Genomic DNA, 24,548 nt, shown 5'->3' with positions numbered 1-24,548 from the left:
AGGAAAGGGCGCAATTATACCGGAAGCGGCGGGCGCTCCCGGTCTGCTTGTCCGGAGATTTGGGCCGGTCGGCCCGTTCAGTTGCCCGGGGCGGGCGGGTCGAAGGGCAGCTGCAGCTGTTGCCGACGGGCGATGAAGTCCTTCAGGGCGGCTTCGGTGGCGGCGATGATGCCGGCCTTGAGGTCGTCCTGCAGGCCGGCCAGGGTGGCTTCCACCAGGCTGGGTAGCTCGGAGGCCAGGCGTTGCTCTATGGAATGGGCCAGTTCGGCCGCCAGGGCGTCGGCCAGGGTTTCCCGCAGGGCCTCCAGGTCGGGGCCGGCGTCCTTCTCGTCGGGGGCGTCGGCGCTGACCGAGGCCAGATCCACCACTTCGGTGAGCACCGGAATGTCGTCATCGCCTTCCGGCACCAGGTCGGAGAGGTCCAGATCCAGGGGGGCGGCCGGTGCCGGGGGCGGCGGTGGAGGTGGGGCGGCGACGAAGCTGCGGCGGCGCGGGGGGAAGGGGATGACGCTGGAGTTGCCCGTCGGCGGGGTCGGGGTGCCGTCGTTGCCGTTCATGAAGTCGCTCATTTGGCGGAAAGGTCGTGGCGGTTGATCTCGTAGCCCCGATCCTTGTAGAACTTGAAGCGGGCCCGGCCGGGCGTCTTGTCTTCCTCTTCGCGGCCGACGATTTCGATGAGGCGCTTGAAGCGGGCAAAGCCGGGCGGTACCTCGTCGTCCAGGTTGATCAGCAGCTCGTCCTGGGGCAGGCGTTCCAGGGCGGCCGGCGTCTCGGCGATGAGCACCGGCGTTTCCGTCGCCAGGGGCGCGTCGGCCCGGCAGTGGGGGAGGAAGCCCAGGGCCGGCTGGGTCCACAGCAGGCGGTCGAGCTGCTCCGCCACGGGGGGCTGGGAGGTGTAGATGGCCAGGGGCAGGCGCAGGGAAAAGGCTTTGTGGGCGAGCTTGACGGCGATGGCCAGCTTGTTCGGCACGTCGTAGTAGAAGTCCACCCGGGTCATGGTCGTGGGCCTGTCTTAATCCAGCTTGCCGGCCCGCTTCAGCAGGTAATGGGTGAGAAGGGGCACGGGGCGGCCGGTGGCGCCCTTGTCGGCGCCGGACTTCCAGGCGGTGCCGGCGATGTCCAGGTGGGCCCACTCGAATTTCTTGGTGAAACGGGCGAGGAAGCAGGCGGCCGTGATGGCCCCGGCGTAACGGCCGCCGATGTTGGCCATGTCGGCGAAGTTGCTCTTCAGCAGCTCCTGGTAGTCCTCCCACAGGGGCATGTGCCAGGCCCGGTCGAAGGCCTCGTCGCCGCAGTGGGCCAGTTCCCGGGCCAGACTGTCGTTGTTGCTGAAGAGGCCGGTGGCCACGGCGCCCAGGGCGACGACGCAGGCGCCGGTGAGGGTGGCCACGTCGATCACCGTTTCCGGCTCGAAGCGTTCGGCGTAGGTGAGGGCGTCGCACAGCACCAGGCGGCCTTCGGCGTCGGTGTTGAGGACTTCGATGGTCTGGCCGGAGAGGGAAGTGACCACGTCGCCGGGCTTGGTGGCGCTGCCGCCGGGCATGTTCTCCGTAGCCGGCACGATCACCGTCAGGTTCACCGGCAGCTTCATCAGGGCGGCGGCCTTGATGGTGCCGAGGACGCTGGCGGCGCCGCACATGTCGTACTTCATCTCGTCCATTTCGGCGGCCGGCTTCAGGGAAATGCCGCCGGTGTCGAAGGTGATGCCCTTGCCCACCAGCACCAGGGGCTTCTCTTCCTTCTTGCCGCCCTTGTACTGCAGGACGATGAACTTGGGCGGCTGGTGGGAGCCGCGGGCGACGGAGAGCAGGCTGAACATGCCCAGGGCTTCCATCTCGCCCTTTTCCAGGATCTGGCATTCCAGGCCGTGTTCCTGGGCCATGGCGGTCGCCTGCTCGGCCAGGTAGGTGGGGGTGCACAGGTTGCCCGGCAGGTTGCCCAGGTTCTTCGCCAGGGCCATGCCCTCGGCGATGGCCAGGCCCTGGTTGAGGGCTTCTTCGGCCGGCGTCAGTTCGTTGCGCCGTTCGACGGCGAAGGTGAGCTTGCGCAGGGGGCGGCGGACTTCGTCCTTCTTGCTCTTCAGCTGGTCGAAGCGGTAAACCGTTTCCTGGGCGACGATGGCGGCCTGGCGCACACGCCAGCTGACGGTGCGCTTTTTGACCGGAATTTCGGTGAGGAAGACGACGCCGTCGAAGGAGCCGGTTTCATTGAGGGTTTTCACCGCCGTGCGCACGGCCTGGCAGTATTCCTTTTCCCGGAATTCCTTCTCTTTGCCCAGGCCCACCAGCAGGACCCGGTCGCACAGGGTGCCGGGCACGTTGTGCAGGAGCAGGGTGGAGCCCAGCTTGCCTTCCATGTCGCCGCGGCGAATGATGTCGGAAATATAGCTGCGGGCAGCGTTGTCCAGCAGTTCCGCCGGCAGGGTCAGCTTGCGTGGTTCGTGAACTCCGACCACTACACAGGCGCTGCGCTGCTTTTCCGGACTACCGCTTTTTATGCTAAATTCCACCGTCCGCTCCTATCCGTAACTTTGTGATAAATCGGCAAAAAAGTAGCTAAACCGCAAATTCAGCGTCGATTATCACCGTTTCCTTTCGGCAAAGTCAAAGCATGATTTTCCAGCGCGCCGTGCGGCGTGAATTTACCCAGGCGGCCCTGGGCGTGTTTATCGCCCTCTTTGCCATTCTCCTGACCACCCAGCTGATCCGCCTGCTGGGCCAGGCCGCTGCCGGCCAGGTCGCATCCGAGGCCGTGGTGGCCCTGCTCGGCTTCGCCGCCCTCAATTCCCTGCCGGTGCTGCTGTCCCTGACCCTGTTCATGGCCATCCTGCTGACCCTATCCCGCAGCTACCGGGATTCGGAAATGGTGGTGTGGTTCGCTTCGGGCCAGTCCCTCACTGCCTGGGTGCGGCCGGTGCTGACCTTCACCCTGCCGGTGGTGGTGAGCATCGCCCTGCTGTCCCTGCTGATTTCGCCCTGGGCCCTGAAAATGAGCGCCGAGTACCGGCAGAAGCTGACCGGCCAGAACCGGGACGATACGGCCCAGGTTTCCCCGGGGGCCTTCAAGGAAGCCAGTTCCTCCCAGCGCGTGGTGTTCGTCGAGGCGGTGGCGGACGATTCGACCCAGGTGCGCAACATTTTCGTCAGTTCCATGCAGCACCAGAAACTGGGGGTCATGATGGCCGCCACCGGCCGTTCCGAACAGATGGAAAACGGCGACCGTTTCATGGTCATGGAGCATGGCCGTCGTTATGAAGTGACGCCCGGCATTCCCGAGTTCCGGGTACTGGAGTTCGTGCGCTATGCCCTGCGGGTCGACACCAAGGAAAGCCAGGGCATCGAAAAGACGCCGAAAAACACCTCCACCAGGGAATTGCTGAAAAACGGCAGTCCCGGCTACATGGCCGAATTCCTGTGGCGGGTGGGGGTGCCCTTGTCCGCCCTGGTGCTGGCCCTGCTGGCCATTCCCATGAGCTTCGTCAATCCCCGGGCCGGCCGTTCCGCCAACATGATCCTGGCCCTGCTTACCTTCACCATCTACAGCAACCTGCTTTCCGTCAGCCAGGCCTGGGTGGCCCAGGGGCGCCTTTCCTTCTCCACCGGCTGGTGGCTGGTGCACGTGCTGATGGCGGCCCTGTTGCCCCTGCTGTTCTTCCGCCGCATCGCGGTGTTCTCTTTCCTGCGGCTGCGTAAATGAAGCTTCCTCTCGGCAAGACCTATCAGCGCTACCTCTTCCGTGAGGTGTTTTTTGCCACTTTGCTGGTGCTGGCGGCATTTCTCGCCCTCTTCGGCTTTTTCGACCTGATCAACGAGCTGGGGGATATCGGCAAGGGGGCCTACCGCATCCAGCACGCCATCATTTTTGTGACCCTGACCCTGCCCGGCCGCATTTATGAACTGATGCCCATCGCCGTGCTGATCGGCTCCCTCTTCGCCCTGTCCACCCTGGCCCGGCATTCGGAAATCACGGTCTTGCGGGCTTCCGGCCTGTCGACCCGGGAACTGTTGATGACCCTGTTCCGGGTGGCGGCCCTGTTTGCCTTCCTCACCTTCATCATTGGTGAGTTCCTGGCGCCGCCGTCGGAGAAGCTGGGCCAGCGCATCCGCCTGCAGGCCCAGGGCACGGCCCTTTCCGCCGATTTCCGCACCGGTCTGTGGGTCAAGGACGAAAACCGCTTCATCAACGTGCGCACGGTGACGCCGGAAGCCAAGCTGCTGGGAATCCGCATCTACGAGTTCGACGACCAGCAGCGGCTGCAGATGGTCAGCGAGGCCAAGGAAGGCGAATATCTGCCCACCAGCGAATGGCGCCTCAACAGTGTGGAGCAGACCATCCTGGAGCACGACGCCAAGGGGCAGCCGGTGCGGGGTCGGGTGGCCCACCAGGACGAGGTGATGTGGCAGTCAGCCCTGAATCCGGACATTCTCTCGGTGCTGCTGGTGGTCCCGGAGCGCATGTCGGTGTGGAACCTGATGTCCTACATCAAGCACCTCTCCGACAACCGGCAAAAGACCCAGCGTTACGAAATCGCCCTGTGGAAGAAGGTGGTCTATCCCCTGGCGGCCCTGGTGATGGTGGCCCTGGCCCTGCCTTTCGGCTACAGCCACAACCGGGTGGGCGGCGTCAGCCTGAAAATTTTCTCCGGCGTCATGCTGGGGGTGTTCTTCCACATGCTCAACGGCCTTTTCTCCAACCTGGGCATCATCAACAGCTGGCCACCCTTCTCCAGCGCGGTGGCACCGTCCGCCATGTTCCTCCTGGCGGCGATGGGCATGATGTGGTGGGTCGAACGGCGTTAGGCCCAGGCGGCAGGAGGTTCCTGCGTATGGACAAATAGAAACCGGGCTCAGGGCCCGGTTTCTATTTATCCGCTGGCAGCCTGTCTGCTGCCCTGGTTCAGGCGTGGTTGCTATTGACCAGGCGGGTTCCCGCCAGCCGGTCATGCAGGAACTGGCCGTCCCGGTCGAACAGGGCCCACACCAGGCCGGCGCCGAAAAAGCCCAGGCTGGGCCAGGCCAGCAGGTAGCGCAACAGGGCCTGCAGGGGCTGGATGCCGCCGCCGTTGGCGTTCACCAGGCGGATGCGCCAGGTCTTCATGGCCAGGGTCTGGCCGCCATGGAGCCAGAGCCAGCCAAAGTAAAGCAGCAGGACCAGGAAGAAGTGACCCCACAGCAGGGCGGGGTGTGCCATGACCTTGCCCACCAGCCCCAGCAGGATGTGGGGCAGGAGCCAGGCGAGGAAAAGTACGGCCAGGGCCAGCAGGGTGTCGTAAAGCATGCTGGCCAGGCGGCGGAACAGGCTGGCCGGGCTGCGCTGGTCGGGGGCGGCAGGCTTGCCCTGGCCGCTGGCCAGGGTGGAGTCGGGGCGGGAAGTCATCAGGGCTTGCGGCTGGGTGCCGGCGCCCGCTTCGGCATGGGCGGCAGCAGGGAGGGAATCTGTCCGTCGCCCGGAATGCGCAGGATCTGGGGCGGACGGGGCAATTGGGGGATGCCGCCCTTGCCCAGCACCTTCTTGCCGTTAGGCAGGGCGGGGGGCGTCGGTCTGGGATGGGGGGTGGCCGGGGCCGGGCGCAGCGACAGGGGGGCGAGGCTGCGCAGGGGCAGGGTGGTAAAGGCCTTGCCGATGCCCTGGGGCGCCGCCTGGCGCGGCCGGGCGGCGCCTGCTTCCTTGAGCTGCAGGCGCTGCTCTTCCGACAGGTTGGCGTACTCTTCCCACTTCTGCTTCACCGCGTTCTTGCGTTCTGGCGGCAACTGTTTGATGTTTTTGTACTTTTCCCGGACTTCCTTGCGCTGCTCGGGGGTCATGTTGGCCCATTCCCGCATGCGCCGCTGGACCCGCTCCTGTTCCTGCTCGGCCATGCGCGGATAGCGGGCGGCAATGCCGAGCCACTTCTTGCGCCGGTAGTTCTCCATCCGGTTCCAGTCCTCCGCCAGGGGGGCAAGGATCTGCTGCTGGGTCTGGTCCAGCTCCTGCCAAGCCGGCTGGGGCGGGGTGGCGACCACGGCGGTGGTGCCGGGGGTCTGGGCGCCGGCGGGCGCAACCAAGCCTGCCAGCAGGGCCAGCAAGAGCAGGAAGGGGAAGGAGGCCGGCTTACCGGTCATTCGTCAGGGTTCTGGTCCAGCCAGGCGGCAAATCCCTGGTCCGTGTAGGCGTCCAGGGGCAGATCGTCGGCCAGCAGGGCGCTATCCACGTCTTCCAGTTCGTTCATCTGTTCGTCGGCCTGCCACAGCATGCCGGAGGAAAGGCCGACGACCAGGGCCAGGGCGGCCAGCATGTGCTTGGGGCGGAAGCCGTCCAGGTGCAGGTGGAAACCCAGGCCGGCCAGGATGGGGGCGTGGGCGGTCACCCGCTGGTGGGCGAGCGCCTGGCTACGGGCTGCCGCCAGGCGATCCGTGATGCTCGGGCTGAGCGCCATGGTCTCCTGGTTCAGATGCCGCCGTATCTGGTAGGCAAAGTGCTGTTCGTTCATAGGGTTATTCCTTTTGCTTTCAATGCGGCGGCCAGGGTGTGGGTGGCCCGGGAGCAATGGGTCTTGACGCTCCCTTCGGAGCATCCCATGGCTGCCGCCGTCTCTGCGACGTCCATATCTTCCCAATAACGCATGAGGAAGGCCTCCCGTTGACGTCCGGGTAGGCGGGAAATCTCTGCTTCAATGACGGCCAGGACCTGGGACTGTTCCAGGGAGCCCTCCGGGCTGTCACCGGCCTTGCCTTCCACCTCCAGGGTGTCCAGCGGGTCGCTGTCCTCGTCGTCCCCCGGGGTCAGGGAGGAAAGCAGGGTGGTCCACATGGAGCGGACCTTGCTGCGGCGGTAATAGTCCCGGATGGCATTTTGCAGGATGCGCTGGAACAGCATCGGCAATTCTTCTGCCGGCCGGTCGCCGTATTTCTCGGCCAGGCGCATCATGGCATCCTGGACCAGGTCCAGGGCAGCTTCTTCGTCACGCACGGCGAACAGGGCCTGTTTGAAGGCCCGGCGTTCGACGCCGGCGAGAAAATCCGACAGTTCGCGTGGTGTAGCCAGAATGAATCCTAGTCGGGGAGATAATTGCCCGCTGTGCGGGGCTTGTTTTTCCGGCCTGCGCCCGGCCTGGATGCGGGCCTCGGGGTGCGGCTGAATGGCGGGCTTTTACTGGCCTTGGGCGGGTATTTTACCTTGACCAATCCGGGGCGAGCCATTAACGTAGCAGGTTTTTCGAGCGACTTACGTAAGGCCATAAAAATGACGCTTACCGGTGCGGAGATTGTAATCAGGTGCCTTCAGGAAGAAAAGGTCGACTATGTGTTCGGCTATCCTGGCGGTTCGGTGCTGCATATTTACGACGAACTGTTCAAGCAGGACGACATCAAGCATATCCTGGTACGCCATGAACAGGCTGCCGTCCATGCTGCCGATGCCTATTCCCGCTCCTCCGAACGGGTCGGCGTGGCCCTGGTGACCTCCGGTCCCGGCGTCACCAATGCCGTCACCGGCATTGCCACGGCCTATATGGACTCCATCCCGATGGTGGTGCTGTGCGGCCAGGTGCCGACCTACTACATCGGCCAGGATGCCTTCCAGGAATGCGACACCGTGGGCATCACCCGCCCCTGCGTCAAGCACAACTTCCTGGTGAAGGACGTCAAGGATCTGGCCTCCACCATGAAGAAGGCCTTCCACATCGCCAAGACCGGCCGTCCCGGCCCGGTGGTGGTGGATATCCCCAAGGACATCACCGCCAACAAGTGCGAGTTCGAATATCCGGCCTCCGTGCAGATGCGCTCCTACAACCCGGTGGTCAAGGGCCACCTGGGGCAGATCAAGAAGGCCGTGCAGATGCTGCTGGAAGCCAAGCAGCCCATCATCTACACCGGTGGCGGCGTGGTCCTCTCCGACGCCTCCGAGAAGCTGGTGAAGCTGGCCAAGCGTCTCAACTTCCCGGTCACCAACACCCTCATGGGCCTGGGCGGCTACCCGGCCACCGACAAGCAGTTCGTCGGCATGTTGGGCATGCACGGCACTTACGAAGCCAACATGACCATGCAGCACGCCGACGTGGTGCTGGCCATCGGTGCCCGCTTCGACGACCGGGTGATCGGCAATCCCGAGCATTTCGGCGGCGTGCCGCGCAAGATCATCCATGTGGACATCGATCCTTCCTCCATTTCCAAGCGGGTCAAGGTGGATGTGCCCATCGTCGGCAACGTGCCCGATGTGCTGGACGAGCTGCTCAAGCTGCTGGACGACGGCGCCAAGGCGGCTCCTGACGTCTCCGACTGGTGGCAGCAGATCGACGGCTGGCGCGCCAAGAACAGCCTGGGCTACAAGCAGGGCGACCTGATCGAGCCCCAGTACGTGGTGGAGAAGCTCTACGAGGTGACCCAGGGCGAAGCCTTCATCACCTCCGACGTGGGCCAGCACCAGATGTTCGCCGCCCAGTACTACAAGTTCGACAAGCCCCGCCGCTGGATCAACTCCGGCGGTCTGGGCACCATGGGTGTGGGCCTGCCCTACGCCATGGGCGTGCTTTTCGCCAATCCGGGCGCCCAGGTGGCCTGTATCACCGGCGAAGGCTCCATCCAGATGTGCATCCAGGAGCTGTCCACCTGCAAGCAGTTCGAACTGCCGGTGAAGATCATCAACCTCAACAACGGCATGCTGGGCATGGTGCGGCAGTGGCAGGAGATGTTCTACTCCAAGCGCTACTCCCAGTCCTACGTCACTTCCCTGCCCGATTTCGTCAAGCTGGCCGAATCCTACGGCCACGTCGGCATGCGCATCGAGAAGCCCGAGGACGTGGTGCCGGCCCTGAAGAAGGCCTTCACCGAATACAAGGACCGCCTGGTGTTCATGGACTTCATCATCGACCCCGAAGCCAACGTCTACCCCATGGTGGCGGCCGGCAAGGGCCTGTCCGAAATGATCCTGTCCGAAGACCTGTGAGCCCGGAGTAGAGAACCATGCGACACATCATTTCCATCCTGCTGGAAAACGAAGCCGGCGCCCTGTCCCGGGTGGCGGGCCTGTTCTCCGCCCGCGGCTACAACATCGAATCCCTCACCGTGGCTCCTACCGAGGATGCCTCCCTGTCCCGCATGACCATCGTTACCACGGGGTCAGAAGATGTGCTGGAACAGATCACCAAACAGCTCAACAAGCTGGTGGACGTGGTCAAGGTGGTGGATCTTTCCGAAGCCGCTCATTCCGAGCGGGAACTCATGCTCATCAAGGTCCGCGCCACCGGCAAGGACCGCGAAGAGATGAAGCGTATGGCCGATATCTTCCGCGGCCGTATCATTGACGTCACCGATTCGACCTACGTCATCGAGCTGACCGGCACCGGCGCCAAGCTGGACTCCTTCATTGCCGCCCTCGATGCCGGTCTGATTCTCGAAACCGTGCGTACCGGCGTCTGCGGCATCGGCCGCGGCGACCGCATTCTCAAAGTTTGAAGCAAGCCCTTGAACCCGAAAGGAAAAAAATGAAAGTTTATTACGACAAGGACGCCGACCTCTCCCTCATCAAGGGCAAGAAAGTCACCATCGTCGGCTACGGCTCCCAGGGCCACGCCCACGCCCAGAACCTGAAGGATTCCGGCTGCAAGGTCACCGTCGGCCTGCGCAAGGGCGGTGCCTCCTGGGCCAAGGCCGAAAAGGCCGGTCTGAAGGTGGAAGAGATCGCCAAGGCCGTCAAGGGCGCCGACGTGGTCATGATCCTGCTGCCCGACGAGAACATCCCCGCCGTGTACTACGCCGACGTGGAACCCAACCTGAAGAAGGGCGCCGCCCTGGCCTTCGCCCACGGTTTCAACGTGCATTACAACCAGGTGGTGCCCCGCGAAGACGTGGACGTCATCATGGTCGCCCCCAAGGGCCCCGGCCACACCGTGCGCTCCGAGTACCTGAAGGGCGGCGGCGTGCCTTCCCTGATCGCCGTGTACCAGGACAAGACCGGCAAGGCCAAGGACATCGCCCTGTCCTACGCCGCTGCCAACGGCGGCACCAAGGGTGGCGTCATCGAAACCAACTTCCGTGAAGAGACCGAAACCGACCTCTTCGGCGAACAGGCCGTGCTCTGTGGTGGCGCCGTGGAACTGGTGAAGATGGGCTTCGAGACCCTGGTGGAAGCCGGCTACGCTCCCGAAATGGCCTACTTCGAGTGCCTGCACGAACTGAAGCTGATCGTGGACCTGATGTACGAAGGCGGCATCGCCAACATGAACTACTCCATCTCCAACAACGCGGAGTATGGCGAGTACGTGACCGGCCCCGAAGTCATCAACGAAGAATCCCGCTACGCCATGCGCAACGCCCTGAAGCGCATCCAGACCGGCGAATACGCCAAGATGTTCATCCTGGAAGGCAAGACCGGCTACCCCAGCATGACCGCCCGCCGCCGCCTGACCGCCGATCATCCCATCGAGCAGGTCGGTTCCAAGCTGCGCGACATGATGCCCTGGATCAAGAAGAACAAGCTGGTGGACCAGTCCAAGAACTAAGACTGGCGCGGGGCGGAGCTAACCGGAGGCGCAGGCTGCACGCGCTTTCCGGGGCTCCGCCCCGGTTTCGTTGCAACTCCCGTCTTCACGCTGCGGCCCCGGCCGGAGCGTCCGCAAAACAGCCCTGAGAGCGCGTCCTTGAACAACTATCCCCATCCCATCATCGCCCGCGAAGGCTGGCCCTTCCTGACCATCGCCGTGGTGGCGGCCCTTGCCGGCAGCGCCTTTGCCCCGGTTTACGTGGCCGTGCCCCTGTGGATCATCGCCCTCTTCGTGCTGCAGTTTTTCCGCGACCCGGCGCGCAAGATCGCCGGCGGCGCCAAGACCATCGTGGCCCCCGCCGACGGCCGCATCGTTGCCGTGGAAAAGGCCCTGGACCCCTACCTCAACCGTGAGGCGGTAAAGGTCAGCGTCTTCATGAACGTCTTCAACGTGCACTCCAACCGCAGCCCGGTGGACGGCACCGTGCAACAGAAGTGGTACAACCCGGGCGCCTTCGTCAATGCCGCCCTGGACAAGGCCTCTGTCGAGAACGAGCGCTGCGCCCTGTGGATCAAGACCGCCGACGGCCAGGACGTGACCTCCGTGCAGGTGGCCGGCCTGGTGGCCCGGCGCATCCTCAACTACGTGGATGGCGGCGTGCAGCTGGCCCGGGGCCAGCGTTACGGCTTCATCCGCTTCGGCTCCCGCGTGGACGTGTACCTGCCCCTGGATGCCCGCATCAAGGCCAGCATCGGGGAGAAGGTGTATGCTTCCTCCACCGTTCTTGCCGAGTTGGCGTAATTCACAGAAAAAATGTCCGAACTGAAACCCCGCAAGGTCCTCTTCAACCCGGAATTGAAACGCCGGGGCATCTACGTCCTCCCCAACCTGTTCACCACCGCAGCCCTGTTCGCCGGCTTCTTCGCCATCGTCCAGGCCATGAACGGGTTCTATGAACAGTCCGCCGTGGCCATTTTCGTGGCCATGGTGCTGGACGGGCTGGACGGCCGGGTGGCGCGCCTGACCCACACCCAGAGCGCCTTCGGTGCCGAATACGATTCCCTGTCCGACATGGTTTCCTTCGGCGCCGCGCCCTCCCTGGTGATCTACGAGTGGGCCCTGCGCGGCATGGGCAAGCTGGGCTGGATCGCCGCCTTCATCTACTGCGCCGGCGCCGCCCTGCGCCTGGCCCGCTTCAACACCACCCTGGAAGTGATCGACAAGCGCTTCTTCCAGGGCCTGCCCAGCCCGGCTGCGGCCGCCCTGGTGGCGGGCTTCGTCTGGCTGATGCTGGACAACGACATCGTAGGCAGCGACGTGCGGGTCATCGCCTGCATCCTGACCATCTTTGCCGGCGTCTCCATGGTCACCAACTGCCGCTTCTACAGCTTCAAGGACATCAACCTGCGCAAGAGCGTGCCCTTCATCTTCGTCGGTGCCATCGTCCTCGCCTTCGCCCTGGTCTTCATGTATCCCCCGGGCGTGCTGTTCGGCCTGTTCGTGGTCTATGCCCTCTCCGGCTACGCCCTCTCCGGCCTGCGCCTGCTGCGGCGCAAGCCCGCTTCCACTCCCCTCTGATTCACCTTCCGGGTGGCGGCGGGAAGCTCACTTCCAGCCGCGCACCTCCCAGCACCGGGGCCTCGTCCAGCCAGACGTCGGCCCCGTGTTGTTTGGCGATCTCCCTGACGATGGCCAGGCCCAGGCCGCAGCCTTCCGGATTCTGCTCCCCGTTGATGCGGTGGAAGCGCTCGAACACCTTTTCCCGCTGCTCCGGCGCAATGCCCGGGCCGGTGTCGTCCACCTGCAGCACGGCCGCCCCGTCCCGGGCGAAGGTGCGCACCGTGACGCTGCCGCCGGCGGGCGTGTAATGGATGGCGTTGTCGATGAGGTTGCTCAGCAGCTCCTCCAGTAGCCGCGGGTGGCCGAGGAGGGGAGCCGGCGCCAGGTCGAAACCCAGGTCGATGTTGTGTTCCAGGGCCCGGGGGTGCCAGGTCTCGGCGCACTGGTGCACCACTTCCACCAGGTCCAGGGGCTTCATCGCCTGCTCGCCGCCCGGCTCGGCCCGGGCCAGGGCCAGCAGCTGGTGGGCCAGGTGGGTGAGGCGTCGGGTGGCGGCCAGGATGCGTTCCAGCTCGGCCCGCAGTTCCCCGGTCTGGGTCGGGGCCGGGCCGTTGAGGCGGCGCAGGGCCAGTTCCGCCTGGGCCTGCAGGGCGGCCAGGGGCGTGCGCAGTTGGTGGGCCGCATCGGAGACGAAGTTGCGCTGGGCCGAGAGGGAGCCGTCGAGGCGGGACAGCAGATGATTCAGTTCTTCCACCAAGGGGCCGATTTCCCGGGGCACCCGGTCCGAGGAGACGGCGCTGAGGTCGTGGTGGGAGCGCTGGGAGAGCTGCTCCCGCAGGTCCTCCACCGGCTTCAGGCCGTGGCGGATGCCGAGCCAGCCCAGGCCCAGGGTGGCCGCCACCAGGAGCAGTTCCGGCAGCAGCATGGAGGTGAGGATTTCCCGCACCAGGTTGTCCCGTTTGGTCTGGGTCTCGGCCGCCAGGATCAGCAGGGGAATGCCTTCGCGCAGGACGAAGAGGGCGGCGACCCGCACTTCCCGGTCGTGGAACCAGCCGTCGTAGTAGATGCGGCCGTCCTCGGGCAGCTGCTGGGGCGGGCGCGGAATGCCCCGGTGGCCGGCGACGGATTCGCCCTGGGGGCCGATGACCTCGTAGAAGACGTTGTCGTAGCGGTCGGTGAGGAGGATTTCCTGGGCCTGGGACGGCAGGTTGAGCACCGGGTGGCCGCTGACGATGTGGATCTGGCCGGAGAGGGCGAGGGAGGTGTCGAGCAGGGCCCGGTCGTAGGCCCAGGTGGCGGAACGCAGGGCGATGCCGTAGGCCATCAGGCCGCCGGCCGCCACCAGGGCCAGCATGGCCGGCAGCAGCCAGATCAGCAGCAGGCGCCGCAGGCTAGGCTGGCGGATCATCGCTGGCCGCGTCCGCTCCGTCCTCGTCCTTCGGCTTTTCCAGGTAGTAGCCCAGGCCGCGCACGGTGCGGATGGAAATGCCCCCGGTCTCCAGCTTGACCCGCAGGCGGGAGATGAATTTCTCGATGGCGTTGGGGGTGATGTCCTCGTCCCAGCTGTAGAGGGACTGCATGATCTGTTCCTTGCTGACGATGCGGTTGGCCCGGCTGACCAGGAACTCCAGGGCCGCCCACTCCCGGGCGGTCAGGTCCAGGGGCTCCTCCCCCAGCCAGGCCCGCTTGCCCACCGTGTCCAGGCGCAGCTTGCCCAGGCGCAGCTCCGGGTCCGGCTGGGTGCGGCCGCGGCGGATCAGGGCCCGGGCCCTGGCTTCCAGTTCGGACAGGGCAACCGGCTTGACCAGATAGTCGTCGGCGCCCAGGTCCAGCAGGCGCACCCGCTCCTCCAGGGCCTCCCGGGCCGAGAGGATCAGCACCGGCGTCGCCAGCTTGCGTCCGCGCAGCCGTTGCAGCACCTCGCTGCCTTCCATTCCCGGCAGGCCCAGGTCCAGGATGGCCAGGTCATAGTTCTGGTCCGTCAGCCAGCTGTCGGCCTGCTTGCCGTCCCGGGTCCAGTCCGTGACGTAGCCCGATTGCCGCAAAGCCTTCACCAGCCCGTCGGCCAGCAACTCGTCGTCTTCCACCAGGAGAATGCGCATGAGGGCGTCAGTAGTTGGTCAGTAAGGGGCAATACGATACCAGCCTCCTAGGTATCGAGAAACTGCAGGCCGCTTCGATGTCACGTTCCCTCCTGATCTGTCTGGCGCTGCTCACGGCCGGTTCCGCATGCGTACATGCCGCCGAGCCGCTGCAGGAGCTTGGCCTGGCCCAGGCCGAGGCCCTGTGGCTGGCCCAAAACCGGGAAGTGCGGCTGGCCCGGGAGGGCGTGCAGGCGGCCCAGGCGGACAGCCTCACCGCGGCCCAGGCGCCCAATCCCCAGTTCAGCCTGTCCACCTCCTCCATCAACCCCCGCAGCGGCATTGGTGCCGGCAGCCTGGGGCAGAAGCGGGTGGATTCGGTGCTGCGACTGGATCAGGTGATCGAGCGGGGCGACAAGCGGGAGCTGCGCCAGCAGGTGGCCGGCGCCGCCCTCGAAGCCGCCGGCCAGGGCCTGGCGGAGGTGCAGCGGCAGAGCCGCTTCCAGCTGCGGGTCGCCTACTGGGACCTGCGTCTGGCCCAGGAGCGCCGCCAGGTGGCCGAAGAAAGCGGCGAACTCTACCGGCGCAGCGTCAAGGCGGCGGAGATGCGCCTCAAGGTCGGTGATGTGGCCGGCGCCGACGTTTCCCGCCTGCGCATCGAGGCCGGCCGCGCCGAGAACGAGGCCCGGGCTGCCCAGGCCGACCTGGAGCGGGCCCGCCAGAACCTGGCTTACCTGATCGGCAAGGAATCCGAGGCCGCCAGCCTGCGGGCGACGGAGCCCTGGCCCCGCAGCGAAGGCGAGGCGGTCACCGCCCGCCGTCCCGAGCTAGAGAGCCGGGCCGACGTTCTCGCCGCCCGGGCCCGGGTCAAGGCTGCCGAAGCCGCCCGGGAGCTGGCGCGGGCCGCCCGCAGCCGGGATGTGACGGTGGGCGTGCAGTTCGAACACTTTCCCCCGGGCGACGCATCGCCCAACAACACCTACGGGGTCAGCCTGAGCGTGCCCCTGTTCCTGCGCCATGCCTACGAGGGCGAGATCGCCCGGGCCGAGGCCGAACTGCTGGCCGCCCGCACCCAGGAGGAGCAGGTGCGGGCCCAGGCCCTGGGCGAGGTGGCCCAGGCCGAATCCCTGCTGGGCGCCGCCCGGGAGCGCCGTCAGCGGCTCGAGGACGGCCTGCTGGCCGAGGCCGAGCGGGTCGCCAGCGCCAGTGAATATGCCTACGGCCGCGGCGCCCTGGGCCTGCTCGACCTGCTCGACGCCCGCCGCACCCTGCGCGCCGTGCGCCTCGATGCCGCCATTCTCCGGGCCGAATACGCCAAAGCCCTGGCCGCCTGGCAGGCGGTCCTGGGCCAATAGAACAAAAGGAACGCCCATGAAGCCCCTGAAGCCCCTGAAGCACTCCCCCCTGCTGCAGAAAAAAGTCCTGCTCCCCCTGGGCATCGCCGGGGCCCTGGCCGTGGCGGCCGTGCTGTTCCTGCGTCCGGCCGCGCCGCCGGCCGGACCGGCGCCCCTGGCCAAGCCGGCCCTCAATACCAACCACAGCATCAGCTTCCCGCCGGGGGCGCCCCAGCTGGCCTACCTGCGCATCGAAGCCGCGCCCGAGCTGCCGGTGCCCCTGCTGGAACCCCTGGCCGGACGGGTCAGTTACGACGAGAACCGTACCGCCCGCATTTTCGCCCCCACCAGCGGCCGGGTGCTGAAGGTGCTGGCCCAGGCCGGCGACACGGTCAAGGCCGGCGCCCCCCTGCTGACCCTGGACGTGCCGGACTACGCGGACCTGCGCAAGGCCGAGTCGGACCGGGAGACCAAGCGCTCCGCCCTGGAACGGAGCAAGGCCCTGTACGAACTGGAAGTGGTGGCACGCAAGGATCTGGAAGCCAGCCAGAACGATTACCGGGCGGCCGAAGCCGAAGTGGAGCGCAGCCGCGCCCGCCTGCGCAACCTCTCGCCCCTGGCGGGGGAGAGCGGCTTCGCCCTGCGCACGCCCCTGGCCGGCATCGTCACCGAGCGCCAGGCCAGCCCCGGCGTCGAGGTCCGCCCCGACGGCGCCGCGCCCCTGTTTGTGGTCAGCGATCCCCGTTCCCTGTGGGTCATGGCCGAACTGACGGAAAAGGACCTGGGCAAGCTGAAGGTGGGCCAGGCCGTCTCCATCGCCGTGGACGCCTATCCGGAACAGCGCTTCCCCGGCACGGTGGAGGCCATCGGCGACGTGCTCGATCCCCAGTCCCGCCGGGTGCCGGTGCGCTGTGCCGTGGCCAACCCGGAGCGCCGCCTGAAGCCGGAGATGTTCGCCCGCATCGTGCCGGAGAACCCGGACCGGCGCCTGCCCAAGGTGCCCAACACGGCCCTGGTGACCGAAGGCCTGCACACCTATCTCTTCGTCGAATCCGAGCCGGGGGTGGTGGCCCGGCGCGAAGTGGTGCTGGCCTTCCGTGGCCACGACAGCAGCTTCGTCGAAAGCGGGCTGAAGGCCGGGGAGCGGGTGGTCACCGCCGGCGCCCTGCTGCTCAACGCCGAACTGGCCGGGAACTGAGGCCATGCTGGAACGCCTGGTTACCTTCGCCCTGGCCCAGCGCCTGTTCGTCATCGTCGGCGTCCTGGTGCTGATCGCCGTGGGCGGCTACGCCGTGGTCAATCTGCCCATCGAGGCCTTCCCCGACGTGCAGGATGTGCAGGTCAATATCGTCACCCAGGCCCCGGGCCTGGCGCCGGAGGAAGTGGAACGGAGCATCTCCCTGCCCATCGAGCGGGAGATGAACGGGGTGCCGCGCATGACCCAGCTGCGCTCCGTCTCCATCACCGGCCTGTCCATCGTCACCCTGACCTTTGCCGACAATACGGACGACTATTTCGCCCGCCAGCAGGTGACGGAAAAGCTGCAGAACGTGGTCTTGCCGCCCGGTGCCCAGCCCGGGCTGGCGCCCCTGACCACGGCGGTGGGGGAAATCTACCGCTACGTCTTCGAGGCCCCGGCCGACATGCCCCTGCACGAGGTGCGGGCCCTGCAGGACTGGGTGGTGCGGCCGGCCCTGCGCCGGGTCACCGGGGTGGCCGACGTGGTCAGCTTCGGCGGCGCGGTGAAGGAATACCAGGTGCGCATCGACCCGGCCCGCCTGCGCAAGTTCGCGGTCAGCATCGACCAGGTCTCCCAGGCCCTGGCCAGCAACAACGCCAACGCCGGCGGCGGCATCATGCGCCGCGGCGACGAGGCCCTGGTGGTGCGTTCCATCGGCCTGCTGTCCAAGGTGGACGACATCGCCCGGGTCACCGTGGCGGTGCGGGACGGCAAGCCCATCCTGGTGGGCGACGTGGCCCGGGTCGAGATCGGCCCCCGCACCCGCTCCGGCATCGTCTCCTTCAACGAGCGGGACGACGTGGTGCAGGGCATCGTGCAGATGAGCAAGGGCCAGAATGCCATCAAGGTTTCCGCCGCCCTCAAGGAGGAAATGGCCCGGGTCGGCGAGCGCCTGCCCGCGGGCGTGCGCCTGGTGCCCATCTACGACCGTATCGAACTGGTCAAGCACACCGTGCACACCGTCAGCGAGAACCTGCTGGTGGGGGCGGTGCTGGTGGTGGGCATCCTGATCCTCTTCCTGCGCTCCTGGTTCGCCGCCGCCGTGGTGGCGGTGGTGATTCCCCTGTCCCTGCTCACCGCCTTCGTCATGATGCATACCAAGGGCGTGGCGGCCAATCTCATTTCCCTGGGGGCGGTGGACTTCGGCATCATCATCGACGGCGCCGTGGTGCTGGTGGAGGCCCTCATGGTGCGCCTGGCCATGGGCGAGCCGGAGAAGAACCCCCTGCACGGCACCCTGCAGTGGCGCATGCTGACCCTGAAGCACACCGCCATCGAGATGGGGCACCCGATCATCTTCTCCAAGGCCATCATCATCCTGGCCTTCCTGCCCATCTTCACCTTCGAGCGGGTGGAGGGGAAGATTTTCGCCCCCATGGCCTACACCCTCTCCTTCGCCATCATCGGCGCCATCCTGCTGACCCTGACCCTGACCCCGGCCCTGACCTCCTTCTACCTGAAGCAGCACAACCTGGCGGAAAAGCACCTGGACTGGATGCACCGCCTGCAGGGGCGCTACCGGGACCTGATGCAGTGGGCCGACGGCCGGCGGCGGCAGATCGTGGTCGGCTCCGGCCTCATCCTGGCCCTCTCCCTGGCCCTGGTGCCCCACCTGGGCAGCGAATTCCTGCCCAAGCTGGACGAGGGCAACATCTGGCTCACCGTGACCCTGCCGCCGGCCACCAACCTGGCCAAGACCAAGGAGGTGGAGCAGGAGGTGCGGCGCATCCTGCTGTCCTATCCGGAGGTGAGCAAGGTCATCGCCCACGTCGGCCGTCCCGACGACGGCACCGACCCCAAGGGGCCCAACAACATGGAAATCCTGGCGGACTTGAAGCCCCATAACGAGTGGCGCTTCCCCAGCAAGGAGGCCCTCATCGCCGACATGAGCGGGAAGATCCGGGCCATTCCCGGGGTGCCCACCAACTTCTCCCAGGTCATCGAGGACAACGTGCAGGAATCCATTTCCGGGGTGAAGGGGGAGATCGCGGTGAAAATCTTCGGCCCCGACCTGGACATCCTGGAGGACAAGGCTGAGCAGGTGGTGGGCGTGCTCGGCGCCATCCACGGCGCTGCCGACGTGGCCGCCATCAAGGTCAGCGGCCAGACCGAGCTGGACATCACCCTGGACCGGGAACGCATGGCCCGCTACGGCATCAGCGCCCAGGACGTCAATGCCACGGTGCAGACGGCCCTGGCCGGCAGCGCCGTGGCGGTCTTCTACGACGGCGACCGCCGCTTCGACATCGTGGTGCGCCTGGAGAAGGAATACCGGGACGCGGTGGACGACGTGGCGGACCTGCCCATCGCCCTGCCCCATAGCGACCATCCCTCCCTGGCCGACCCCGGCACCATACCGCTGGCCGCCATCGCCAATGTGGAAGTGCGCCAGGGCCCGGCCCGCATCGCCCGGGAGGCCGGCGGCCGCTATGTGGCGGTGAAGGCCAACCTCCTGGGGCGGGACCAGGGTAGCTTCGTCGCCGAGGCCATGGCCAAGGTCAAGGAGCGGGTGCATCTGCCCAGCGGCTACAGCATGACCTGGGGCGGCCAGTTCGAGAACCAGCAGCGGGCCACCAAGCGCCTGGCGGTGATCGTGCCCCTCTCGGTGCTGGGCATTTTCGTGCTGCTGTTCTGGGCCTTCCGCTCCATGCCCTTCGCCCTGCTGGTGCTGGGCATGGTGCCCTTCACCTGGGTCGGCGGCATTCTCGGCCTGGCCGCTGCCGGCCTGCACATGTCCGTCTCAGCCGCCGTCGGCTTCATCGCCGTGGCCGGCATCTCGGTGCAGAACGGGGTGATCATGGTGGAGCAGTTCCTCGAAGGCGTGCGCAACGGCCAGAGCGTCGCCGAATCGGTGCGGGAAGGCGCCGTCGGTCGCCTGCGCCCGATCCTCATGACGGCCCTGATGGCCGGCCTGGGCCTGCTGCCGGCGGCCCTCTCCCACAGCATCGGCTCCGAGACCCAGCGGCCCTTCGCCGTGGTCATCGTCGGCGGCATCGTCTCCGCCACCATCTTCACCCTGATCCTGCTGCCCCTGCTGTTCCCGGCCCTGTGCCGGACCGAGGAAAACTGAGGCGGCACTCCCCCGGGAGGCAGGAGGGACGGCCATCTCCGGGCATCCATGCCCGACAGTGGCGTCCCTTCTGCCTCGCAGGGCATCCCGCTTTGGCGGCGCGGTGCGCTAGAATCCTTTCCCCTGCGCAAATAATTCCAGCGGCGGCAGATTCCGGAGAGAGACCATGAAACAGCAGCTGATCATTTTCGACACCACCCTGCGCGACGGCGAACAGAGCCCCGGCGCTTCCATGACCAAGGAAGAGAAGCTGCGGGTGGCCCGCCAGCTCGAGCGGATGCGGGTGGACGTGATCGAGGCCGGCTTCGCCGCCGCCTCTCCCGGCGACTTCGACGCCATCCACGCCATCGCCGAGGCGATCAAGGATTCCACCGTCTGTTCCCTGGCCCGGGCCAACGAGAACGACATCCGCCGCGCCGGCGAGGCCATCAAGCCCGCCGCCCGGGGCCGCATCCACACCTTCATCGCCACCAGCCCGATCCACATGGAGAAGAAGCTGCGCATGAGCCCGGACCAGGTGGTGGAGCAGGCGGTCAAGGCCATCGGCTGGGCCCGGGAATACACCAACGACGTGGAATTCTCCGCCGAGGATGCGGGCCGCTCCGAGATCGATTTCCTCTGCCGCATTTTCGAGGCCGTGATCAAGGCCGGCGCCACCACCATCAATGTGCCCGACACCGTGGGCTACAACCTGCCCAGCCAGTTCGCCGAGACCATCCGCCAGCTGATCGAGCGGGTGCCCGGTGCCGACAAGGTGGTGTGGTCCGTGCACTGCCACAACGACCTGGGCCTGGCCGTGGCCAATTCCCTGGCCGCCGTGCTGGCCGGCGCCCGCCAGGTGGAATGCACCATCAACGGCCTGGGCGAACGGGCCGGCAATGCCTCCCTGGAAGAGGTGGTGATGGCGACCCGCACCCGGGCCGACATCTTCCCGGTGGAAACCCGGGTCGACACCACCCAGATCGTGCCCGCCTCCAAGCTGGTGTCCCAGATCACCGGCTACCCGGTGCAGCCGAACAAGGCCATCGTCGGTGCCAACGCCTTCGCCCACGAGTCCGGCATCCACCAGGACGGCGTGCTCAAGCACCGGGAAACCTACGAGATCATGCGGGCCGAAGACGTGGGCTGGTCCCAGAACAAGCTGGTGCTGGGCAAGCACTCCGGCCGCAACGCCTTCAAGACCCGTCTGGCCGAACTGGGCATCGACCTGCCCAGCGAAGAGGCCCTCAACGCCGCCTTCGCCCGCTTCAAGGAACTGGCCGACAAGAAGCACGAGATTTTCGACGAGGATCTGCAGGCCCTGGTTTCCGACGAGACCGTGACGCCGGAGCAGGAGCACTACAAGCTGGTCTATTCCCAGGTCTGTTCCGAGACCGGCGAGATTCCCGAATCCGCCGTCATCCTTGCCGTCGGCGGCGCCGAGCACAAGGCGGCCTCCACGGGCAGCGGTCCGGTGGATGCCACCTTCAAGGCCATCGAGAAAATTGCCGCCAGCGGCGCCGAGCAGCTGCTCTATTCGGTCAATGCCATCACCACCGGCACCGATGCCCAGGGCGAAGTGACCGTGCGCCTGGCCAAGGGCGGGCGCATCGTGAACGGCCAGGGGGCCGACACGGATATCGTCATCGCCTCGGCCAAGGCCTATCTCAACGCCCTCAACAAGCTCCACTCCTCCCTGGAAAAGCTCAATCCCCAGGGCGATATCTGAATGGGCTGAACTGGCCGCGTCGGCCAAGTGCAGCAGCGGCCGGGCAGCGCCCGGCCCGGGCCCTCACCCTGCGGTGGGGGCCTTTTGCTTGGATGGGCGGGTGAGGCGGGCGTAGGCCACGACGCAGGCGAAGAAGGCCAGGCTGAGCAGGGTTTCGATGCCCGCCAGCCACTGGGTCAGGCCCTGGTCGGAAGTGACCCGCACGGACCCTTCGGCCAGGTAGAAGAGAATGAAGAGGGAGCTCCACTGGTAGGTGTAGCGGCGCCCCTTGAGGATGCCGAACAGGGGCGGCAGCAGGAACACCGCCTTCAGCGCCAGCCAGGAACCACCCGGCTTGAGCGGCGCCAGCCATAGCTCCCAGGCCAGGCAGAGAAAGATCAGGGCGATCAGCAGGGTGCTGGCGATGAGGACGAGGCGTTTTTCCATGACGGGGCTTCCAGGCGGGGTCGGCTATTATAGCGGCGGTGTCGGGGCGGCCTGTCCCGGGTTTTTTCCTATTTGATGGTGGCGATGGCCAGACGACGTTACTCCCAGCGGGAAGGCATGCTGCCGGAAATGTTCAGACGTTTCCGGGAGGAGCGCTTCACCCAGACCGCCGCCAGCCTGGCGTACACCACCCTGCTGTCCCTGGTGCCCCTGGTGGGCCTGGTGGTGGCCGTGCTCTCGGACCTGCCCTTCTTCCCGGTGATCCTGGACCAGGTGAACACCTTCCTGGTGGCCAACCTGCTGCCGGACAAGGCCGGCGTGGTGATCGCCAAGTACACCCTGATCTTTTCCCAGAAGGTCAATCGCCTGACCTGGCTCGGCGTCATGGTGCTGGCCGGCACGGCCCTGGTGCTGATGCTGACCATCGAGCGGGCCCTCAACCACGTGTGGCAGGTCGGCGTCTCCCGTTCCCCGGGGCGGCGGCTGAAACTCTATCTGGTGATCGCCCTGCTCGGGCCGATGGTGCTCGGCGCCGTCTTCGGCGTCACCTCCTACGTGGTGACGGCCTCCCTGGGCTTCTTCAACGAGGCTCTCTGGGTGCGCAACGCCCTGCTCAAGGCCCTTTCGGCGGTACTGCTGGGGGGCTTCTTCGCCTTCCTCTACTTCGCCGTGCCCAATGTGCCGGTGCGCCTGCGCCATGCCATCTGGGGCGGGGCCTTTGCCTCCCTGGCCATCACCCTGATGCAGCGCGGCTTCGAGTTCTACCTGGCCAAGGTGCCGTCCTATACCCTGATCTACGGCGCCTTCGCCGCCGTGCCCATCTTCCTGGTGTGGCTGTACCTGTCCTGGCTGGTGGTGCTGCTGGGCGCCCTGCTGGCCGCCACCCTGCACCGCCGCAATCCGCCGGGAGGCTAGTCCGGCTGTTCCTCGACGGCGATGGAGAAAATCTCCACCCGGGCCGTCTGTTCGTCCAGGCTGGTGGTGCGCACTTCCTTGATTTCCAGGTTGTCCCGTTCCACCAGCAGCACGAAGCGCCCCTGGTCCGCCGGCAGCAGCCCGGCCGGCGTCACCAGGGAGTCGTTGGGCCGCAGGCCCGGAACGGCGGGCAGGACCAGGACATGGGGGTGGGCGCTGGCATTCTCGCCGGGCAGGGCGATGGTGGCGGGCAGCGCCTTGGGGGCCAGGATCTGCAGGCCGATCTCCAGGTGCTCCGGATTTTCCGAGAGGGCCCAGCGCACGATGCAGGCCTGCCAGCCGCCGCGGCCCGGCGGATGGTTTTCCGGCTTGAGGGCCACCACGTCGCCCACTTCCAGCTTTTCCGAGGTGCCGGCAAGGTGCATCAGGGCGTAGCCGTCCGGGCTCTCGTTGGTGATCATCCAGGAGGAGCCTTCGCCTTCTTCCAGGGAAGGGCCGCGCAGCAGGCCGGCCAGGGGTTCCAGGCCGGCGTGCAGGGTCACCCGGTAGCTCTGGCGCCGGCGCGGGAAGCGCCGCCGGGCCGGGTTGCCCCAGAAGCGGATGAGGCGGCGCAGGACGCTGCGCCCGCTCAAGGTGGCGGCGAATTCGGGCAGTTCGCTGGCGCCTGTCCGCTGGCTGCCGGATTCCAGGGTGTGCAGCTGCCGCTCGAGGAAATGGGCCAGCTGGTCGCAGGAGAACCACAGCACCGGCGTTTCCGGCGGCGGCAGGCGGCGGGCCAGGGCCACGGCCGGGCTGTCCCGGTTGGGATCGATCCAGAACAGGCCCCGGTGGCGCTCGTCGGTGATGCTGAGGAATTCCAGCCGGTGTCCGTGCCGTTGGGCGATGTCGGCAATGAATTCCAGTTCCCGGGCGCTGAAGGAGGCCGGCTGGGCGCAGGCCAGGAGCAGGGTGCTGGCGTATTCGTTCTCGATGCTGGAGGCGGTGCCTTCGGGCAGTTGCCCCTGCAGGCCCCGTTCCCGGGCCAGGGCGTAGGTGCGGTGGGCGGCTTCCCAGATGCCGACGGCGGCGGGGGATGCTACCAGGGCGCTGATCAGCAGGTGCTGCTTGAGCAGGTGCTGGGCGCGCCAGAGAATCACGTCCTGGGGCTGGCGCAGGCCCTTCACCAGGTGTTCGTCCACCTGGTCCTGCAGGATGGCAAGGAAGTTGCGGGCCAGCAGTTCCAGCAGTTCCTGGGCGGACTTGACCAGGGCACGCAGCTTGCGCGGCAGGGGCAGGCCGGCTTCGTCCAGGCTGGGGGTCAGCCGGGCCACCGCGGCAACGCTGCGGGCGTGGATCAGGTCCAGGACCCGGTGGCGCTGCTGGGCGCTGGCCGCCGTGTCCTCCATGGCCAGCAGGTGGCCCTTGAGGGTCGTCAGCTCCTGCCCCAGGTCGCCGGACGGCGGCAGTCCCAGCCATTCGATGATGGCGGTGATGCCCAGGGGGGGCGGCGCGGTTTCCGGGGGAACGGAGGACGGTTCGCTCATGGCGTGGTCGGTCAGGGGCGGCGGCGCCGGCTCAAGGGCGCCCGCGGGAGTGTAAAGGTGCGTGGATTATAGCGTGCCGTGTCGCCATCTCCAGGGATTTGCCCGACAGGCGGGCGTTTCCGGGGAGTTCCCGGCCGCCAGGCGGCGGGGGCGGGGCGGATTTGCTTCCCGTTTCCGCTGGGGCAAAGTAGGGGCTTGTTTTATTGCTTGTTTTGCCGCGGTTTATTGTTAT

The 24,548-nt window shown here is 66.6% G+C and carries 23 protein-coding genes; 12 read left to right on the top strand and 11 right to left on the bottom strand.

The window, feature by feature from the left end; translation table 11 throughout:
• Positions 1–77: 77 nt before the first annotated feature.
• From OEL49_RS02815 to OEL49_RS02805, 3 genes are read right to left on the bottom strand one after another with little or no spacing between them, the layout of a single operon-like run.
• Positions 78–569, bottom strand: a complete 492-nt coding sequence (locus tag OEL49_RS02815; RefSeq protein ID WP_287873951.1) for a hypothetical protein — start codon at positions 567–569, stop codon at positions 78–80.
• A complete protein-coding gene (locus tag OEL49_RS02810) occupies positions 566–997 on the bottom strand; it encodes a DNA polymerase III subunit chi (protein ID WP_287873950.1) in 432 nt (143 codons plus the stop codon). Before OEL49_RS02810 ends, OEL49_RS02815 begins: the two co-directional genes overlap by 4 nt.
• 15 nt (positions 998–1,012) lie before the next feature.
• Positions 1,013–2,509 carry a leucyl aminopeptidase gene (locus OEL49_RS02805; protein WP_014238544.1) on the bottom strand — a complete coding sequence of 499 codons (1,497 nt, stop codon included), beginning with the start codon at positions 2,507–2,509 and terminating at the stop codon, positions 1,013–1,015.
• A gap of 101 nt (positions 2,510–2,610) precedes the next feature.
• Between OEL49_RS02805 and lptF the strand changes: the two genes are divergently transcribed.
• On the top strand, positions 2,611–3,696 hold the full coding sequence (gene lptF / locus OEL49_RS02800) for an LPS export ABC transporter permease LptF (RefSeq protein ID WP_014238543.1): 1,086 nt from the start codon (positions 2,611–2,613) through the stop codon (positions 3,694–3,696).
• On the top strand, positions 3,693–4,799 hold the full coding sequence (gene lptG, locus OEL49_RS02795) for an LPS export ABC transporter permease LptG (protein ID WP_014238542.1): 1,107 nt from the start codon (positions 3,693–3,695) through the stop codon (positions 4,797–4,799). The genes lptF and lptG overlap by 4 nt, the downstream gene beginning before the upstream one ends.
• Before the next feature lie 97 nt (positions 4,800–4,896).
• On the opposite strand, the gene OEL49_RS02790 is transcribed toward lptG, so the two are convergent.
• Genes OEL49_RS02790 through OEL49_RS02775 form a run of 4 tightly spaced genes read right to left on the bottom strand, consistent with a single transcriptional unit; the run spans position 4,897 to position 7,005 of the window.
• Positions 4,897–5,376 carry an RDD family protein gene (locus tag OEL49_RS02790; RefSeq protein ID WP_014238541.1) on the bottom strand — a complete coding sequence of 160 codons (480 nt, stop codon included), beginning with the start codon at positions 5,374–5,376 and terminating at the stop codon, positions 4,897–4,899.
• Positions 5,376–6,101, bottom strand: a complete 726-nt coding sequence (locus OEL49_RS02785) for a DUF3106 domain-containing protein (RefSeq protein WP_014238540.1) — start codon at positions 6,099–6,101, stop codon at positions 5,376–5,378. The genes OEL49_RS02790 and OEL49_RS02785 overlap by 1 nt, the downstream gene beginning before the upstream one ends.
• Positions 6,098–6,469 carry a DUF3619 family protein gene (locus OEL49_RS02780; protein WP_014238539.1) on the bottom strand — a complete coding sequence of 124 codons (372 nt, stop codon included), beginning with the start codon at positions 6,467–6,469 and terminating at the stop codon, positions 6,098–6,100. The genes OEL49_RS02785 and OEL49_RS02780 overlap by 4 nt, the downstream gene beginning before the upstream one ends.
• On the bottom strand, positions 6,466–7,005 hold the full coding sequence (locus tag OEL49_RS02775; protein WP_235832439.1) for an RNA polymerase sigma factor: 540 nt from the start codon (positions 7,003–7,005) through the stop codon (positions 6,466–6,468). The genes OEL49_RS02780 and OEL49_RS02775 overlap by 4 nt, the downstream gene beginning before the upstream one ends.
• Before the next feature lie 216 nt (positions 7,006–7,221).
• Here OEL49_RS02775 and ilvB point away from each other — a divergent pair, with 216 nt between their 5' ends.
• From ilvB to pssA, 5 genes are all read left to right on the top strand, one after another.
• Positions 7,222–8,922, top strand: a complete 1,701-nt coding sequence (ilvB, locus tag OEL49_RS02770; protein ID WP_014238537.1) for a biosynthetic-type acetolactate synthase large subunit — start codon at positions 7,222–7,224, stop codon at positions 8,920–8,922.
• A gap of 17 nt (positions 8,923–8,939) precedes the next feature.
• Positions 8,940–9,431 carry an acetolactate synthase small subunit gene (ilvN, locus tag OEL49_RS02765; RefSeq protein ID WP_014238536.1) on the top strand — a complete coding sequence of 164 codons (492 nt, stop codon included), beginning with the start codon at positions 8,940–8,942 and terminating at the stop codon, positions 9,429–9,431.
• A 29-nt stretch (positions 9,432–9,460) separates the two neighbouring features.
• Positions 9,461–10,477 carry a ketol-acid reductoisomerase gene (gene ilvC, locus OEL49_RS02760; protein WP_014238535.1) on the top strand — a complete coding sequence of 339 codons (1,017 nt, stop codon included), beginning with the start codon at positions 9,461–9,463 and terminating at the stop codon, positions 10,475–10,477.
• 138 nt (positions 10,478–10,615) lie between these two features.
• Positions 10,616–11,260, top strand: a complete 645-nt coding sequence (locus tag OEL49_RS02755; RefSeq protein WP_014238534.1) for a phosphatidylserine decarboxylase — start codon at positions 10,616–10,618, stop codon at positions 11,258–11,260.
• A gap of 12 nt (positions 11,261–11,272) precedes the next feature.
• Positions 11,273–12,037: a CDP-diacylglycerol--serine O-phosphatidyltransferase gene (gene pssA, locus OEL49_RS02750; RefSeq protein WP_014238533.1), complete on the top strand. Its 765-nt coding sequence runs from the start codon at positions 11,273–11,275 to the stop codon at positions 12,035–12,037.
• A gap of 1 nt (position 12,038) precedes the next feature.
• Here pssA and OEL49_RS02745 read toward each other — a convergent pair whose 3' ends face one another.
• The gene (locus OEL49_RS02745; RefSeq protein WP_287873949.1) at positions 12,039–13,427 is read right to left on the bottom strand and encodes a sensor histidine kinase; all 1,389 of its coding nucleotides are present in this window, start codon (positions 13,425–13,427) and stop codon (positions 12,039–12,041) included.
• On the bottom strand, positions 13,411–14,121 hold the full coding sequence (locus OEL49_RS02740) for a response regulator (RefSeq protein WP_014238531.1): 711 nt from the start codon (positions 14,119–14,121) through the stop codon (positions 13,411–13,413). The genes OEL49_RS02745 and OEL49_RS02740 overlap by 17 nt, the downstream gene beginning before the upstream one ends.
• A 77-nt stretch (positions 14,122–14,198) precedes the next feature.
• Here OEL49_RS02740 and OEL49_RS02735 point away from each other — a divergent pair, with 77 nt between their 5' ends.
• The 4 genes from OEL49_RS02735 to OEL49_RS02720 all read left to right on the top strand — a co-directional run bounded on the left by OEL49_RS02735 (position 14,199) and on the right by OEL49_RS02720 (position 21,452).
• Entirely contained in the window at positions 14,199–15,455 is a 1,257-nt protein-coding gene (locus OEL49_RS02735; protein WP_014238530.1) for a TolC family protein, read from the top strand.
• Between the two features lie 16 nt (positions 15,456–15,471).
• Positions 15,472–16,632, top strand: a complete 1,161-nt coding sequence (locus OEL49_RS02730; protein ID WP_287873948.1) for an efflux RND transporter periplasmic adaptor subunit — start codon at positions 15,472–15,474, stop codon at positions 16,630–16,632.
• A 4-nt stretch (positions 16,633–16,636) separates the two neighbouring features.
• A complete protein-coding gene (locus tag OEL49_RS02725) occupies positions 16,637–19,744 on the top strand; it encodes an efflux RND transporter permease subunit (protein WP_287873947.1) in 3,108 nt (1,035 codons plus the stop codon).
• A 166-nt stretch (positions 19,745–19,910) separates the two neighbouring features.
• The gene (locus OEL49_RS02720; RefSeq protein ID WP_287873946.1) at positions 19,911–21,452 is read left to right on the top strand and encodes a 2-isopropylmalate synthase; all 1,542 of its coding nucleotides are present in this window, start codon (positions 19,911–19,913) and stop codon (positions 21,450–21,452) included.
• A gap of 63 nt (positions 21,453–21,515) precedes the next feature.
• Here OEL49_RS02720 and OEL49_RS02715 read toward each other — a convergent pair whose 3' ends face one another.
• Positions 21,516–21,878, bottom strand: a complete 363-nt coding sequence (locus OEL49_RS02715; protein WP_014238526.1) for a DUF2069 domain-containing protein — start codon at positions 21,876–21,878, stop codon at positions 21,516–21,518.
• 84 nt (positions 21,879–21,962) lie between these two features.
• Here OEL49_RS02715 and OEL49_RS02710 point away from each other — a divergent pair, with 84 nt between their 5' ends.
• Positions 21,963–22,793 (top strand): YihY family inner membrane protein, encoded by an 831-nt coding sequence (locus OEL49_RS02710; protein ID WP_287873945.1) that lies wholly within the window; start codon positions 21,963–21,965, stop codon positions 22,791–22,793.
• Here the strand turns inward: OEL49_RS02710 and OEL49_RS02705 are convergent.
• The gene (locus tag OEL49_RS02705; protein WP_287873944.1) at positions 22,790–24,316 is read right to left on the bottom strand and encodes a hypothetical protein; all 1,527 of its coding nucleotides are present in this window, start codon (positions 24,314–24,316) and stop codon (positions 22,790–22,792) included. The two genes, OEL49_RS02710 and OEL49_RS02705, sit on opposite strands and share 4 nt — an antisense overlap.
• Positions 24,317–24,548 lie beyond the last annotated feature (232 nt).

It is taken from the genome of Azospira sp. (assembly GCF_030247495.1).
Lineage (GTDB): Bacteria > Pseudomonadota > Gammaproteobacteria > Burkholderiales > Rhodocyclaceae > Azospira > Azospira oryzae.
The sequence above is the reverse complement of the archived record's forward strand: the minus strand, read 5'-3'. Positions and strand labels throughout refer to the sequence as shown.